A 15206-nucleotide genomic window follows, 5' to 3' on the forward strand; every position below is an offset into this window, starting at 1 on the left:
GATAATACATCAATAATGGTAAAGCCTTGCAGATACTCTGTGAGGCTTTTTTTTGTGCCTTAAAATTGACTTTTAAATCTTTATTATATCACTGCTTGAATAGTTCTTGTGTGAGGGATTGAAGTGACATCCTTTGTGAGCCCATTATGGCGAAGCAAAGATATAACGCAAAGCCCGACCCGCAGGGGCACACCCAAAATAGAATTTTATTAGTTAGGAATGGTTACATTTTAGGTGATTACGTTATGCCAATATTGAAAATTGTAATTAGTGATTAAACAATTTGGTAGTTTCTGCCTTTATATATTTGATTGTTTTTTTATATCTTAAAACAGCAAAATAATCTTATAAAATCTATATGTATGAGTGTATTGGTATCAAATAAATCAAAAGTAATAGTACAGGGATTTACAGGCAGTGAAGGTTCTTTTCATGCTTCTCAGATGATAGAATATGGAACTAATGTTGTTGGTGGTGTAACGCCTGGAAAAGGCGGATCAACCCACCTAGATAGACCTGTTTATAATACAGTAAAGGAAGCTGTAGGTGCTCAGGGGGCTGATGTTTCAGTCATTTTTGTTCCACCTGCATTTGCAGCGGATGCTATTATGGAGGCTGCTGATGCTGGTATAAAAGTAGCTATTGCAATTACCGAAGGTATACCTACCAACGATATGGTAAAAGCTAAAGATTACATTAAGGATAAGGATATTACTTTGATTGGACCTAACTGTCCTGGGGTAATTACAGCAGATGAATGTAAGGTGGGTATTATGCCTGGTTTTATATTTAAGAAAGGGAGAATAGGAATTGTATCAAAATCTGGTACGTTAACATATGAGGCAGCCGATCAGGTTGTTAAAGTTGGTTTAGGAATTTCTACAGCTATTGGTATAGGTGGTGATCCGGTAATTGGAACCAATACAAGGGAGGCCGTTGAATTGTTCATGAATGATGATGAGACAGATGCTATTGTCATGATTGGTGAGATTGGTGGCACGATGGAAGCTGATGCAGCACGCTGGATTAAAGAAAATGGTACCAAACCTGTTGTTGGCTTTATCGCTGGTCAAACGGCTCCAAAAGGGCGTAGAATGGGACATGCTGGTGCTATTGTTGGCGGAGCAGAAGATACTGCTGCAGCTAAAATGGAAGTAATGCGTGAGTGTGGTATCCATGTGGTTGACTCACCTGCTGATTTAGGTGAAACAATGAAAAGAGCATTAGAAACCGTATCAAGTTTATAATATTTATTTAGTAATTGGGTTAAAAAGGTGTTTCATACTAGATGGAACACCTTTTTTATGTTTTAAAAGCTTACCACGCAAATGGTGATTATTTTTCACATACCCATACTTTTCTAGCAAAACTTCCTTTTCCGGGTTTACCAACGTTACATTGATCGATTATCTTAAATTTGGTTTCGGCTATAAAGTCAGTGATGTCAGAAGTGGATACAATAACGAGTCGATCTGATATTTCAGCTGATGATTTAATTATATGTAAAACCTCTTCATCAGTAGCCTTGCTGTATAAATTGTAAGGTAAATCGAGAATAGCAGCATCGTATCTTTTTTCAAGATCTTTTATGTCTGACCGGAATACTTCGGTTGTATAATTGAAGTGCGCCAGGTTTATGCGAGCATCTCTGGTGGCTTTCCAATTAATATCGCAGCCTTCAATATGGTATCCCGAGAAGCAGGCTTCAAGCATAATTGTGCCAACACCACAGCATGCGTCAATTAAGCTTGTATTTTTATTGTTTTCGGCAGCAATACTTACCAATGCTTTTGCTATGCTTACATTTATTGAGTTACTGAATGAGCGTGGTTTTTTGTTGTGTTTATGCCACGCAAAATCATCTTTGTTAATAATGCCAAAATACCAAATCCCTTTGTACGTGCATAAACCATAGGTTATCTTCGGTTTATAGTAATCAGGATCACCTTCGATACTGAATCCAATATCCTTTAGCTTTTTTAATCTATCAGAATATTCTGTTGTATCTCCATCCAGAACAATATATTCTACTTTAAAGTCATCAACATGTATGTTCTGTTTTTTGACAAGAGTAACGAGCGTTGAATAATCATCTGATGATGTTATTATATCAAAACGCTTTTTTATATAGGCACTTTCTGATGGCTCTGCTTTAATATCAGAGAAAAGTTGTCGGTTTTCCTCTTCTTTTTTAAAGATGTATTTTGATTCGAGCTTGCATAATTCAGCTTCAGTGTTATCGTAACTAAAGGTGTATATATATTGCTTTATTGACATATTGTATTTTGTTTATTTATAAGATTTTGATGCTTATCTAGTTAACTATAATTGTGTTATTAGTTACAATATATCTTTCAAAGTCATATCAAATATTAGCGTAGTATAGGGTTTGATATCTTTACCAGAACCATTTTTACCATAGGCAGCAGCAGAGGGAATAAAAATAGTAGCTTCTTCGCCCTGTTGTAGGGCTTGGGCTCCGATACTAAAACCTGCTATCATATCTTTTTGCCCAATACTAAATACCATATTTCCTGAGTCGATTTTTCGGCCATTTGGTAAATAGCCTTGGTAGCTTACCTTCACAGTTTGTCCGTTAGGAAGTTTTGTTCCATAATTATTAGACTCTTTATAAATACGAACGCCCATTTCTAACTCTTCACTTTCTTCAAATGCTTCGAGTTTATCTTGAGCAAAATGTTTGAGGGCTTTCATCTTAGCTTTTAAAGCAGTTTGCATGGCAACCATGGTTTGTTCGGCTTCCTCGTTGGTAGATATTTTTCGTGTTTTTGACATGCGTAATAAGTTGTAAGCATTAAGTTAATTGCATCTCGTTTATCGTATCTTATAAACGTGTCACTTTAATGTTTTTGATGACTTTTTTATCATTTAAAGCCTAAAATTCAGGATGCTATTTAGTAATGGTTTTCTTTTCTTCAATTATGGTTTTGTAATGCTTAAAACCCATTTTTTTATAGGTTGGTAATGCATTTGGATGATCGAGGTCGCAAGTGTTTAATTCTACATAATTGGGCGTTAAATCCCAAGCCAAATCAATGGCCTTTTGCAGAAAGTAATTGCCATAGCCTTTGCCTACAAAAGCAGGGCTCAATCCAAAATATAATATTTCAACGGCTTTGTTGCTTCTAACTAATTCGCAATAACCAGCTAGAGTCTCCTTTATGTAAAAGCCATGAATAAAGGTATCTTCACTATTAATTTTAGCAGCAAGTTCTGCATCATCCATTAAAACTCTATCTAACCAATTTAAACTACCGCCCACACTATTGTATAGTTTTAAATAATTACTGGTAGAAATGGGCTTTTTTAATTGTTGAATGTTGGTATCCTCTTTTGATAAAGCATTTTCCCATACAGGGCGCTGCTCCATTTTAAGGTAATAGATATTTGACTTTACTGTGCTATATTGCTGCATTCTGTATTGTTTTATTCAATGGCAAAAGTAGCAATTATCTTATGAAATAGAGGTTAAATAGGTTTTGTATTAATGTCAGATATTGAGCTTTTAGTTTGTTTATTATTGGCTCTTTCATTTATTAGTGTGCTTATCAAGCCAAAGCTTGAAAGGCCAAGAACTACAAAGAAACTATAATATAAGCCAACCATTTCTGCAATTACTCCTAACAAAACAGGACCTACTAAGTATCCGACATAACCAGCTCCGGCAATAAAAGCGATGTTTTCGCTTCTGCGATTCTCATCGTAATTTGAAACAATACGATATACCTCTGGTACCACAACTGAAAATCCTATACCGGTAAAAGCAAAGCCTAGAATACTAAGAACGGTATTGGCACTTAGCACTAATAAAAAACCTACTATGCTAATTGAGAAAGCCATTATTAGAACTTTGAATGAACCGTACTTTACCGATAGATTATCACCTATTAAGCGAACTAATGTCATTGATAATGAAAATGCTGCATAGCCAAGTCCAACTATGTTTTCGTTTGAATGAGTTACATCCCTCAAAAAAAGTCCGCTCCAATCTGCAATAGCACCTTCACTCACCATAGATGCTACTCCTATTAAAGAAAGTAATAAAATAGGTTTTTCGATGGCGATGTGTCTCTTCTTTTTAGTGGGATTATTTGCGTCTTTCTTTTTATCACGCAAGTGCGAAAAATCTTTTCTAAACCACATTTGTATTCCTATTACCAAAGCGGCCATCATACTAATATGAACAAGGGGTTGACCTATATTTGCCATAAGTATAGTTCCGCCACCAGCAGAAATTAAGCCTCCTACGCTCCAAAAGCCGTGGCATGTTGACATTATTGAAACGTTATTCTGGCGTTCAACAACTCCAATTAACGAATTGGATGCTACTTGTAATGATCCAGATACGGCGCCATATATTATAAAAGCTGCTCCTAAAAGATAAAGGTTGGGAGCAATAAAAAATAAGATACTGGATAGCGCTACAAATAGGATGCTGTAAAATGATATTTCACCCTCGCCATATTTACGTATTAAGGGTTTACCTAAGTTTACACCTATTAGAGACCCAACGGCTCCTAAGGCCAATACCGCACCTAATTGTCCTTCTGACATATTTAATTTGCTGGTTATATAGGGAATGTATATAATCCATGTGCCAAAAATTAGGGATATAGACAGTAATAACTGTGCTGAGGGCAGTAGTAATTTAAAATTCTTCACGGTATGCAATATTCTTATAAATGTAATTTTCAGTATTCTATGTGATCCTAAAACCTTGCAAATTTAGAATTGTGTAAATAGTTATTATTGTCTTATAATATCAAATACTTGGTCTATATTTGCATTAATCTAATGATTTAGTCTCCATTGAATGTATTTTTCATAGAGTACTCAACACATCATTCTACAAAAATGAAGCCTATTTACGAGCAAATTAGTCCTAATATTGATAGTAGTTTTAAGTTGCAAGCTGGTGATCCTTGTTGTGAGCCGTTATGGCATATTCATCCGGAATACGAATTGGTTTATGTGCGCAATGGCGAAGCTGAAATACAAGTAGGCGCATCTATATATAAATATACCGATGGTTTACTTTTGTTGGTGGGTTCTAATGTGCCGCATTCTAATATGGGGAATAACTTACATACCAATAATCATGAGGTTGTGGTGCAAATAAAGCCTGAAACTATTGATTATACATTAAGCCAATTGCCTGAGTTTGCTTCTATTATTAAAATGATGAAGCGTTCGGTGCATGGTATGGTATTTACTCAGTTGTTGGATAAGGATATTCCTGATTTAATTGAAGGATTAGAAAAGGAGGATACACTCAATAGGTTGTTACAACTATTCTCAATATTAGGTCGATTAGCCTCGGAGAAAAACTATAAGCTGTTAAACACTAGTACTACTGTTGGCGAAACCAAGAGTAATGATTACTTGCGTATGTCGGCAGTATATAACTTTATTAATGAGCAATACCACCGCAATATTTCAATTACAGAATTGGCCAAATTAACGCAACTTACTGAAACTAGCTTTTGCCGTTTCTTTAAAAAGGTAAGCGGCCAATCATTTACTAAGTTTTTGAATGAGTATAGAGTAAATAGGGCTTGTAATTACTTAGCAAATCATAAATCAACCATAAGCGAGGCTATGGAAATATCGGGCTTTAATGATCCGGCACATTTTACACGTACCTTTAAATCAGTATCGGGTTACACACCTAGGGCATATCAAAAGAAAATGCAGAAATGGGAGTGAGTAATGATTTTAATGAGGTTGTTTATTGTTATAGCAGAATGTGAATTGTTGCAATCCTATTTTAAACCACTGTAGTACGTATGCTTTAATTACTAAAACAAAAATGCCTCGCTAAAATTAGTAAGGCATTTTTGTTTGTCCATTCTTTATGACTAATAATTGTCTCTAATGTGAATGCGCTCGTATTCAATGATCTGTTCAGGATTGATTTTATTACCTTCGGTAAATAAAAAAGGTGCTAAAACAAGTTTATCTTTCGTGATAGATCTTATTTGTATTTTATCAATCATATTAAAATTCTCCTTTTCGTTATCGAGGGTCTCCTTATCATAGGCCAGTAACAAAATTTTATTACCATTAACCATAGAATAATTTTTCCAAAACATTTCAGCATCATAAGATTGATGGTCCCACCATCCTTTTTGACTTAAAAGTTTACCATCTGGTTTTATATGTACTATACGGCTTTCATCTGATTTCCCATTAACCTTTACTTGTTTCCACGATCCATATAAAAGGGCATTTATTTCGGCATATGTATTTGGATGCTCTACCAACTTAAAACTTGGGCTTGGAGAGAAACCATTAGGAAATTCAAAATCGCTTACGGATAGTTCTTTGGTTGTATTTTTTACCATTTCATTCTCTTCAAGAATCTTAATTCTTTGTTGTGCTCTTTGTGCAGGCATAGCACTAAAACCCTGAAAGTGTGTTAAGAACTCATCGCATAAAGCACCTACCTTTTTGTAGTTACCCATTAGCATAGCTGCATAAAAGTTGTTAATTAGAACTGGTTGAGCCACCTTTTTATTAATTCTACTCTTTTTATCTTCGTAATTGGCTTCTTCCAATATCTTATCATTCATCTCAATTGCTTTACTAAAAAACGAATTGGCTGTTACGTAGTCTTTAATCTGATGCGCTTTAATACCTTTTTCAAGTGTTTGGTAGGCAGCTTTTACATCGTCAATATTATCGCCTTTTTTTACCTCAAATACTACTAAGCGTAGCACCCTGTTGGTTGAATGGAAGAGGTGACTGAAGTGTTCACTAATTTCTTTGTTTACATCGCCCGACATAGAGCTTAGGTATTGCGGAGAATACTTTTCAGGCTCTAAGTAAAAGAAATGATTAAACACACGGTAATACACTAAAGTGTCTTGCTTTTTATCTCTAACCTCAAATTCAACAACTGATGAAACCGCAATTTTATTGATGTTTTCAGCTGTGGCTACGTGGTTTACCCATTTAGTGTTGTGTTTATAGGTTTTATTTGGGCTTACTTTTAAGTAATAATCATAATTGCTTTCGTGACTTTTACCATATAAACGTATATCCATGTGGCTGTTCGAATACCATGAGGCAGTACTATCTATCATATGAACATAAGGAAATTGCTCATAAGTAGTTTTGAATCGTACTTTTTTAAACGATTGTGCGCTTAGGTTGATGCCAGTACAAAGTATCAGACAAAAGTAGAATGTTTTTTTCATAAAGTTTAATTATAGTTTAGATGCCTTAGGGAGGATGTTATATACATATCCCGTTATTTCATTATAGCCTGTATACTAATCACTTAGCAATGAGGTTACGTTTTGTCTTTTTTATGATAAGTTTACTTCGTATCTAAATTGAATTTGCTTCGAAATAAAAAGCGCAACATTTTCATTTAGGATAGTGCTTATAATGAATGGTTTTATAAAATAGAAGTATTTTATTTTATGTTAATAATCATTAGATTTGATAGGATATTTGAATGTTGAATAATTGTATCCGAATATTGTATGGGTGCTGATTGCTACTGTCAATTATGAAAATAATAAGATTAAATAAAGTACCATTTGAAGAATAAATATCTTATGGCATGCGTATTAATGGTCAGCTAGTTGGGTTTATAATTCATGCTATTGATATAAGGTTTGGCCTAAAATTAAATTTTAAGAAGTAAATGAACGAACCAACAACTATATATTTCAACAACAGAAAAGAGTGGAGGCAATGGCTTGAGCTAAACTTTGAAACAAAAGATGAGATTTGGTTAGAGTATCCTTTAAAGAAATCGAATAAGAAACGAATACTGTATAATGATGCCGTTGAAGAAGCGCTTTGTTTTGGTTGGATTGATAGTACGCTTAAGTCCTTAAACGAAAATACATCTATACAAAGGTTTTGTAAGCGAAGAAAGAATTCTACTTTTTCACAACCCAATATTGAACGATTAAAATGGCTTTTCAATAATGATTTAGTTCATCATTCAATTAAGGGCGAAGTTCTAATAATAGTTCAGCAAAAATTCACTTTTCCCGATGATATAATAGAAAAGTTGAAAAAGGATAAAGTTGTTTGGGATAATTATCAAAACTTCACAGAGCCTTATAAACGAATTAGAGTTGCGTATATTCAAAGTGCCCGAAAAAGAGAAGGTGAGTTTGAAAAGCGTTTAAGTAATTTTATTAGCAAAACAAAAGAGAACAAAATAATTAAAGGTTTTGGTGGTATTGATAAATACTACTAGATACCATAATCGAAAAGAAACAGTGCCTTTTATATAACAAAGGCACTGTTATCACCCATAATTTAATCTAAAATTAACAGAAATGAAGGAACTTAAAATTAACTCAGAAGGAATTAATCATTCAGCAATTAACCTTGGTAGTCTTGATGAATTAAAGGACTATTCTTATATGCACCCAAAGCGAAAGCAAGAAGTAAAAGGAAAAGTTTTTATTGGAGAAATATTAAAATCAAGCAGTGCCGAAATTTCATTTACCGTATTTCCGCCCCACACAGAAATGCCTTTTTTTCATCAACATAAAAACAATGAAGAAATTTATGTTGTTATAAAAGGATCGGGACAATTTCAAATAGACGATTCTTTGTTTGATATCTCTGAAGGCTCGGTAATAAGAGTATCTCCTGAAGGAAAAAGAACATACCGTAATAACTCAGATAGTCCCTTAACATTTTTGTGTATTCAGAATAAAATGGGTTCGCTAGATCAATTTAATGTAGAGGATGGTTGCTTAGCAGAATGTGAAAATCTTTGGGAGAAAGAATAATAACTTTACAACAAAACAGCAGTCAATGTTAATGACATTTTGGCTAAGAGTAATATTTTAGAATCAAACGGCTTATACTTATATGACAGGTATAGGTGGTTTAAAGAAACAACTTTCAGAAAAAATGCGAACGAGAATAACTACTATAGTTGTTCTCGTTTTTATTTATAATAAGCTTATTGTGCAATGTTTTAACTAACTTGAAACAACTTCTAAATATTAACCAGCAATAATATTAAAACTATGAAAGTGAACAAGTCACGTAAATGGCATTTTATTAACCAAGGGTTTATAATTATAATGGTAGCATATTTATTAATATGCTGTGAGAATAAACCCACCGCTAAATCTATTGAGGGCGTATGGGAGTTAACTAACTTTTATCGGATTAAAGAAGCAGATACTATTCTAAACATTAGTGATAAGGTTCAACATAAAATATATCTCGATGGACATGTAATTTGGAATGTGAGCTCAGGACCCGATTCTACAGAATGGCATGGCTACGGAACTTATACCTTTGAAAATGATACCTTAACTGAAATATTGACTTCAACATCAATACCTATGCGTAGTGATAATAACATGTATTTGCTTCGGGTAGAGCTCAATGGTAACAATTTTAAACAGATAGTTGAATTTGAGTATTACGATACCCTATATCAGCATATAGAGTTATATAAAAAATTGAATTAATTTAAGCCCCAATAGTCCAAACTATATGGCAATTAATCTTGGTAGTAGTACCATTCTAACTCAATAGTAATAATAAAAAGCTCCTATAGATTGGTTGAATCATTTGAATAAAAGGAGATGTAATTCATATTTCCGACCCAGTTTTGGTGTGCTTATAGTATATTTGCACCTAATTTTACAATAACTATCAACTGTTATCTGGTTAAATACAATCTAACTTACCAATACTATGAAGTACATAAACCTCCTATCTATACTAGTAATTACCATTTCGTGTACAGCAAATAAAGGAAATAATAAAGCTATAGATGCCCTTAATTCTGTAACTAGTAATACCGATGAAGTAATATCAAAACAAAAAAATACCACCGAGTTAAATGGTATTTATGAATATGTTTATCCTTACAATTCCGATGATTTAATTGAAAATCATTACATCGCCTTTAAAACCTTAGGAAAAGAAATAGAGGGTTGGTATTACGGTACTTCTGATGAATTTGATGAGGCCAGGGAAGGGTATCTACCTGGGTATTTTGTTTCAAGTATCAAACAATTAGAAACAACAACAGATTCTATATTCTTCACAATAGAAACGGGCTATAACAAGTGCTATGATCAGTCAATACCAATCGGTTTTGTTGATGCCAAGCAAATAAGTGCACACAATCAAGCTTGGGATGGATCTGATGATATAGAGGTAGTTGAGTACGCAGGGAAACTTACAGAACAAGCTATTACAATTACTATAAACGGAGACACAAGAGTGTATACAAAAAGGAAAAATGATTTTAAATTGGGTATAGATAATCTAACAGACTAGTTAAGGCATGATATAATGTTTAATTAGTAAGCGGCGTACTACAATTTATGATTTTGTGTCTACCGCTTCTTGTTTTTTGCTCCGTAAGTTTCTGTTGATTAGCTAAAGACTCTTTTGTCCAATCTATAAATACATCGCTATTTTCAAATACACCGGTAGGAATATTTTAAGCTGTAGGTAATTTATAAGAGTACAATCTCCACCTTAAGTATTTTGTTATCAGGTTTTATTGCCAATATTTAATGTAGGCAGTCATGCTCATTATACCCTATTAAGTGGTGGTTTAATGGGCTATCCTATTTTTATAAGTCTTGCTTATAATTCTACGAGATGCTAATGCATTATAATGAGATTGATATTTGATCGATTTTTTGACAAAATTAGCATGCCATAATATTTTTACTTACTCAAGCTATCTGTCCATTTGTACAATAAATCATTCCTTTCACGCATAACTATTTTTAAGAACCTAGTATAAATCTACCTTGTGGTATATTCTAATTAAGAACCTTATACCATATGAAATGCTAACAAAAAATTTAACTCCTACAGGTCAAATTTATGACGATTACACATTAATACAAGAAAAAAATACAGACAATCTTCAGCCTAACAAACAAGATCCTTTTAATCCGTATATTTTTAAAGAAACTACAAATCTAATAAGTGATCTTTTAGAGAAACATTTATTACAAACTGACACGCGCGGTTTAAAGCTTACTGACCCATCTGTTCTCACTGAAAGGGCCAAAGAAATGATGGTTGCTGAATCAAATTATCCGGCGTCTTTAGATGAAAATAGACTATTATCTATTCTTAAGCTTTATTTAGAAACTGGCATTCCAGTGCAATCGAAAGGATATATGGGTCGCCAATTCTCGAGTCCTATACCATTATCCGGAATAACTGATTTTGTAAGTTCTATAATTAATCAACCTTCATCTTTTTATGAGGCAGCTCAGCTTCCCAATGTTGTTGAAAAAATAATAGCCAATAAGTTTTTTAAACTCTTTGGATGGAATAATAATTCTCCAGAAATGATAACCACGTCAGGCGGATCATTAGCTAATATGACGGCTATTTTAGCTGCGCGAAATAATGCCTATCCTGATGTGTGGAAAGAAGGATATAATAAGAAATCAGAACTACTAAAGCCAGCAATTGCCGTTAGCGAAACTGCACATTATAGCATAACGCGTGCAGCTGGAATTTTAGGAATAGGTGAAAATCAGATTATAAAACTTGAGACAAATGATAAATATCAAATTGATATAACTAAGGCTATAATTACTCTAAACCAAGCTAAAGCTAAGGGCTTAAATGTTTTTTGTTTGGTAGCCTCAGCCGGAAGTACCTCTGTTGGTGCAATAGATAACCTAGATGAGTTAGGTGCGATTGCAAAAAAAAGAGACATATGGTTTCATATTGATGGCGCACATGGAGGAGCTATAATTTTATCTGATAAGCTTAAAGATAAACTTAAAGGAATTGACCAGGCTGATTCAATTGTTATTGATGCACACAAAACCTTATTTGTACCGGGCACTTGTACCTTACTTTTCTATAAGAATAAGTTAAAAGCCAAGCAAGCCTTTCAGCAACAAGCCAGTTATGTGTTTGAAAAAGACGAAGACATTTATACCGCCTATGATAGCGCTGACAAAAATTTTGAATGTACCAAGCGACCTATGATTATGAATTTATGGGTGCCATGGGCAGTGTACGGTAAATCTGTTTTTTCTAGAAAACTAGAATACCTATTTAAACTTACTCAGTTAGCATACAATACTATAAATATCTCAAATGATTTTGTTGCCCACCATCAACCCGAAACAAATATATTTTGCTTTAGCTACAAGCCTAAAAATATAATTGACATAGATACTTACGATTTTCAGTTAGCCATAAGAGATGTGATTAAGCAAGATGGTAGGTTCTTTATATCAAAAGTGATGTTAGAGAATAAAACAGTTTTAAGAGTTGTTTTTATGAATCATAACCTAAAAATAAGCGACTTCGAAAAACTACTTGATGCGATTAGGCTAATAGGTCAAAAATTACTTGAAAGTAAAAAACACTACAATTAATCTATAATATACAACTGCAGAAATGACACAAAAAAAATGGACAGCCAGCGCTATTGAAGGTTTGGTTACTAAACTAATACCTGATAATGAATTCGAACCCAAATCGATAACTGATGTAGTGAATCTTCCAACATTCAGAAGTAAGATGATGGCATGTGAAACACATTGTAATTTACCATACAATAAAATTCCTATAGAAATTCAGGATGCGCTGGTATTACGCCGACTACAGCAAGTAACAAATATAATAAAACTAAATGCTGTGTGGTTGCAAAAGCTAAAGGAGGCTGGGGTAAAAGAAACACCTAAATCTTTTAATGAATGGCAAAATATGCCTTTATCAGATAAAGAAACTCAGAAGACTTTGTTCATGGGGGATAGACCTGGTTTAGTGGTTCCTTTAGAGTATGGAGGATTTGAGATTGTAGCAAGTGGAGGAACAAGTTCAGGAACTCCTGTAGAAACAGTGTATTCATTGCAAGAACTTGATGATACTTATAAAATTGCAGGAGATTTTATAGGAAAACACATGCTCAATAATTACCTCGATAACGATGAACCAAAGTGGGTTGCCACCACCTTAGCAGATTATCAGATGTGGAGCAGTGGTACAATGGTTGGTGGTGTATTACAGAAAATACCAAATGTTAACTACATAGCTGCAGGTCCTCTTAGTTCAACAGTTTATCAGCATATGATGTCGTATAAAGGCTCAAAAGCCATTATGGCAATTTCACAAGGCATTGCAATGTTAAGTAAGTTAGGTGATAATATGTGTGAGGAATCACGTAAAAGCCTAAAAGTAGCCATGTATGGTAGTGGTGTTTTAACCAATTGCCAACAACAAGAATTAAAAGAAATGTATCCCAACGTTTCTATATTAAGCTATTTTGCGGCAACGCAAGCCGAAACCATAGGTCTTCAACTCGATGCTAATTCACCTACACTGTCATCGGTCCCAGGCTTACATTTTATTGAAATAGTAGATGAGGATGGTAAGTGGGTGAAAGAAGGAGAAGAGGGAGAGCTAGTTATTACACGTTTGCATGCTAACGAAGCACCATTGCTGCGTTTTAAGCTTGGTGATAGGATGATTCGAAAACCTATTTTGAAAAGTAAAAACTTGGTAACTACACAATTTGAATTTGCGGGCAGAAGTGGTGATGTTATCCATTTAAACGACACGCAGTATTCAGCAAAATTGGCCTTTGAGGAGATTGCCAAAAATATGAAAGAGAATTTTAATCTAGATTTAAAAGATATTGCTAAAGAAGTGCAGTTTCTGAACTACAGAAAAGACTGTAAACTATCACTATTGGTTATTAGCGAAGATTCTGATAAGTATAATAAGGCTTTAGCCAAGGCATTAGGAGATAACACACTAAAAGATACGTTCATTAACTCCTTAATTAATTCTCTACCCATATTTAATAAAACAGAGGCTAATCCGGCAAGTATTGAAAAAACTAAATACGATTTCGAAATCTTATTTGTTTCTGAAGATTCCGAATTAAAGTTTACCACATCAGTTGGCAAAGTGCCTCTTATACGAGATATTTTTTAAATATAAAACTCTGAATTATGAATACAACAAATATAAATATAGCTATTGATGTAATTGCAGCTCTATCAGATAAAACCCTAAGGGGAAACATATTTGTTATGGATGATGGTTTATTAAATAGCCGAAATAAAGGAACGGATCATTTAGTAACCGTTTGTTCTGCTGGGCAACTTATTAAATGGAGTATTTATGCAATCGATTTGCAAACACCTGTTTCTATAAAAAGTATATCATTTTCTCAAACAGAGAAAGATAATAATGAGGATATCCCCAATAACCACTATACAAATTTAGATTTAAACGAGTGGTCGGGGTATGTACCTAATTATCTATTGCCTAATAAACAATATAAATACAAGCTTGAGTTACAGATGGGTGAAGGCCAGTATAGTATACTATCGATAGATTCTCTTTGTCTTGAACTAATATAAATCAACTTAATTCTGAAATAATGCAAGAAATAACAGTAATAGTAATGATTGATACTCAAGCTGCGTTAGAAAATAACTTGCTTGAAGATCATATTTATCTAATAGATAATTTAAGAACTGAAGGTTCTATCGGTGAAGGAACAAAAGATTTAACGTCTAAAGTGAATGGTGCCTATTGGTCTGACGGTTCTCAGGCTGGCGAATATTTATTTAATTGGCTGCCTTATCCCATAGCTTCTATATCGCCAATTCTACCAAAAACATATAAAAAAGATAGAGCTAAAGCGCATGACGTAACTAATCTTGAACGTCTGCAAAATATCGCTCAGTCCACAAAAGAAAATGCGACAAAAGATTTTTCTGAATTGACATCAAAAATAGGTAGAAACCTTAAAATAAAAAATGAATTGGGTGAGATTAGTACCGCTAGTACAAAACTAATGGGCCTTAACGGGGATATATTGCCAAATAATTATAGCGACCCTGCTAATATGATTACACATCTAACCCCTCAAATTACAAACATAACTGGCGAAGCTGTTGATAAAGGAATAATATACCCAGCACAGTATGGTACTCCTGTTCCAATAAAAGATGGGTGGTATTGGAGTGCATCAACTGCCTCAAAATTTGTAGGTACATATAAATACACAATGCACATTACGTTATTTAAACCATCGGTATCAAAAGGTGAAATAATTTGGACACCAAAGTATTTTACTCACGATGCACAAATAGAAATTGTAAATGCACCCATGGTAAATGGATTTACAAAAGCAGGTGTTACTTTTCTACCGATTATATAAACCTAATATTTAAAGA

General features: G+C 33.8%; 15 protein-coding genes. 10 read left to right on the forward strand and 5 right to left on the reverse strand.

From position 1 onward, the window contains the following. The first annotated feature begins 362 nt into the window (after positions 1-362). Complete coding sequence (gene sucD / locus A8B35_RS11460; protein ID WP_075602910.1) at positions 363-1247, forward strand: succinate--CoA ligase subunit alpha; 885 nt, start codon at positions 363-365, stop codon at positions 1245-1247. A gap of 88 nt (positions 1248-1335) precedes the next feature. On the opposite strand, the gene A8B35_RS11465 is transcribed toward sucD, so the two are convergent. The 4 genes from A8B35_RS11465 to A8B35_RS11480 form a co-directional block, all read right to left on the reverse strand. Beyond that, positions 1336-2277 (reverse strand): TRM11 family SAM-dependent methyltransferase, encoded by a 942-nt coding sequence (locus tag A8B35_RS11465; RefSeq protein WP_075602911.1) that lies wholly within the window; start codon positions 2275-2277, stop codon positions 1336-1338. A gap of 63 nt (positions 2278-2340) precedes the next feature. Beyond that, positions 2341-2796 carry an FKBP-type peptidyl-prolyl cis-trans isomerase gene (locus tag A8B35_RS11470; RefSeq protein ID WP_075602912.1) on the reverse strand — a complete coding sequence of 152 codons (456 nt, stop codon included), beginning with the start codon at positions 2794-2796 and terminating at the stop codon, positions 2341-2343. Positions 2797-2911: 115 nt separating this feature from the next. Continuing rightward, positions 2912-3436 carry a GNAT family N-acetyltransferase gene (locus A8B35_RS11475; protein WP_075602913.1) on the reverse strand — a complete coding sequence of 175 codons (525 nt, stop codon included), beginning with the start codon at positions 3434-3436 and terminating at the stop codon, positions 2912-2914. A 53-nt stretch (positions 3437-3489) separates the two neighbouring features. Beyond that, positions 3490-4683: an MFS transporter gene (locus tag A8B35_RS11480; protein WP_075602914.1), complete on the reverse strand. Its 1194-nt coding sequence runs from the start codon at positions 4681-4683 to the stop codon at positions 3490-3492. 192 nt (positions 4684-4875) lie between these two features. Here A8B35_RS11480 and A8B35_RS11485 point away from each other — a divergent pair, with 192 nt between their 5' ends. Further along, positions 4876-5727, forward strand: a complete 852-nt coding sequence (locus tag A8B35_RS11485; protein WP_075602915.1) for an AraC family transcriptional regulator — start codon at positions 4876-4878, stop codon at positions 5725-5727. A gap of 152 nt (positions 5728-5879) precedes the next feature. Here the strand turns inward: A8B35_RS11485 and A8B35_RS11490 are convergent, their stop codons facing one another. Next, positions 5880-7220 (reverse strand): hypothetical protein, encoded by a 1341-nt coding sequence (locus tag A8B35_RS11490; protein ID WP_139314873.1) that lies wholly within the window; start codon positions 7218-7220, stop codon positions 5880-5882. Positions 7221-7675: 455 nt separating this feature from the next. Here A8B35_RS11490 and A8B35_RS11495 point away from each other — a divergent pair, with 455 nt between their 5' ends. The 8 genes from A8B35_RS11495 (at position 7676) to A8B35_RS11530 (ending at position 15190) form a co-directional block, all read left to right on the forward strand. After that, a complete protein-coding gene (locus tag A8B35_RS11495) occupies positions 7676-8242 on the forward strand; it encodes a YdeI/OmpD-associated family protein (protein ID WP_075602917.1) in 567 nt (188 codons plus the stop codon). Between the two features lie 82 nt (positions 8243-8324). Then, a complete protein-coding gene (locus A8B35_RS11500) occupies positions 8325-8786 on the forward strand; it encodes a cupin domain-containing protein (protein WP_075602918.1) in 462 nt (153 codons plus the stop codon). A gap of 243 nt (positions 8787-9029) precedes the next feature. After that, positions 9030-9482, forward strand: a complete 453-nt coding sequence (locus A8B35_RS11505; RefSeq protein WP_075602919.1) for a hypothetical protein — start codon at positions 9030-9032, stop codon at positions 9480-9482. Between the two features lie 229 nt (positions 9483-9711). Next, complete coding sequence (locus A8B35_RS11510; protein WP_075602920.1) at positions 9712-10302, forward strand: hypothetical protein; 591 nt, start codon at positions 9712-9714, stop codon at positions 10300-10302. 524 nt (positions 10303-10826) lie between these two features. Next, a complete protein-coding gene (locus tag A8B35_RS11515) occupies positions 10827-12389 on the forward strand; it encodes a pyridoxal phosphate-dependent decarboxylase family protein (protein WP_083634422.1) in 1563 nt (520 codons plus the stop codon). 22 nt (positions 12390-12411) lie between these two features. After that, positions 12412-13953, forward strand: coding sequence for a phenylacetate--CoA ligase family protein (locus tag A8B35_RS11520; protein WP_075602921.1), 1542 nt, complete (start codon positions 12412-12414; stop codon positions 13951-13953). Positions 13954-13970: 17 nt separating this feature from the next. After that, on the forward strand, positions 13971-14384 hold the full coding sequence (locus A8B35_RS11525) for a hypothetical protein (protein WP_075602922.1): 414 nt from the start codon (positions 13971-13973) through the stop codon (positions 14382-14384). Positions 14385-14404: 20 nt separating this feature from the next. Then, positions 14405-15190: a hypothetical protein gene (locus tag A8B35_RS11530; RefSeq protein ID WP_075602923.1), complete on the forward strand. Its 786-nt coding sequence runs from the start codon at positions 14405-14407 to the stop codon at positions 15188-15190. Positions 15191-15206 lie beyond the last annotated feature (16 nt).

Origin of the sequence: Saccharicrinis aurantiacus, from assembly GCF_001660705.2 — a bacterium.
Lineage (GTDB): Bacteria > Bacteroidota > Bacteroidia > Bacteroidales > Marinilabiliaceae > Saccharicrinis > Saccharicrinis aurantiacus.

Excerpts from the sequence above, each read along its gene's own strand:
- A8B35_RS11490 (WP_139314873.1), bottom strand. The coding sequence starts at position 7,220 with ATGAAAAAAACATTCTACTTTTGTCTGATACTTTGTACTGGCATCAAC.
- A8B35_RS11530 (WP_075602923.1), top strand. The coding sequence starts at position 14,405 with ATGCAAGAAATAACAGTAATAGTAATGATTGATACTCAAGCTGCGTTA.
- A8B35_RS11485 (WP_075602915.1), top strand. The coding sequence starts at position 4,876 with ATGAAGCCTATTTACGAGCAAATTAGTCCTAATATTGATAGTAGTTTT.
- A8B35_RS11500 (WP_075602918.1), top strand. The coding sequence starts at position 8,325 with ATGAAGGAACTTAAAATTAACTCAGAAGGAATTAATCATTCAGCAATT.
- sucD (WP_075602910.1), top strand. The coding sequence starts at position 363 with ATGAGTGTATTGGTATCAAATAAATCAAAAGTAATAGTACAGGGATTT.
- A8B35_RS11475 (WP_075602913.1), bottom strand. The coding sequence starts at position 3,436 with ATGCAGCAATATAGCACAGTAAAGTCAAATATCTATTACCTTAAAATG.
- A8B35_RS11525 (WP_075602922.1), top strand. The coding sequence starts at position 13,971 with ATGAATACAACAAATATAAATATAGCTATTGATGTAATTGCAGCTCTA.
- A8B35_RS11520 (WP_075602921.1), top strand. The coding sequence starts at position 12,412 with ATGACACAAAAAAAATGGACAGCCAGCGCTATTGAAGGTTTGGTTACT.
- A8B35_RS11515 (WP_083634422.1), top strand. The coding sequence starts at position 10,827 with ATGCTAACAAAAAATTTAACTCCTACAGGTCAAATTTATGACGATTAC.
- A8B35_RS11510 (WP_075602920.1), top strand. The coding sequence starts at position 9,712 with ATGAAGTACATAAACCTCCTATCTATACTAGTAATTACCATTTCGTGT.
- A8B35_RS11465 (WP_075602911.1), bottom strand. The coding sequence starts at position 2,277 with ATGTCAATAAAGCAATATATATACACCTTTAGTTACGATAACACTGAA.
- A8B35_RS11495 (WP_075602917.1), top strand. The coding sequence starts at position 7,676 with ATGAACGAACCAACAACTATATATTTCAACAACAGAAAAGAGTGGAGG.
- A8B35_RS11470 (WP_075602912.1), bottom strand. The coding sequence starts at position 2,796 with ATGTCAAAAACACGAAAAATATCTACCAACGAGGAAGCCGAACAAACC.
- A8B35_RS11505 (WP_075602919.1), top strand. The coding sequence starts at position 9,030 with ATGAAAGTGAACAAGTCACGTAAATGGCATTTTATTAACCAAGGGTTT.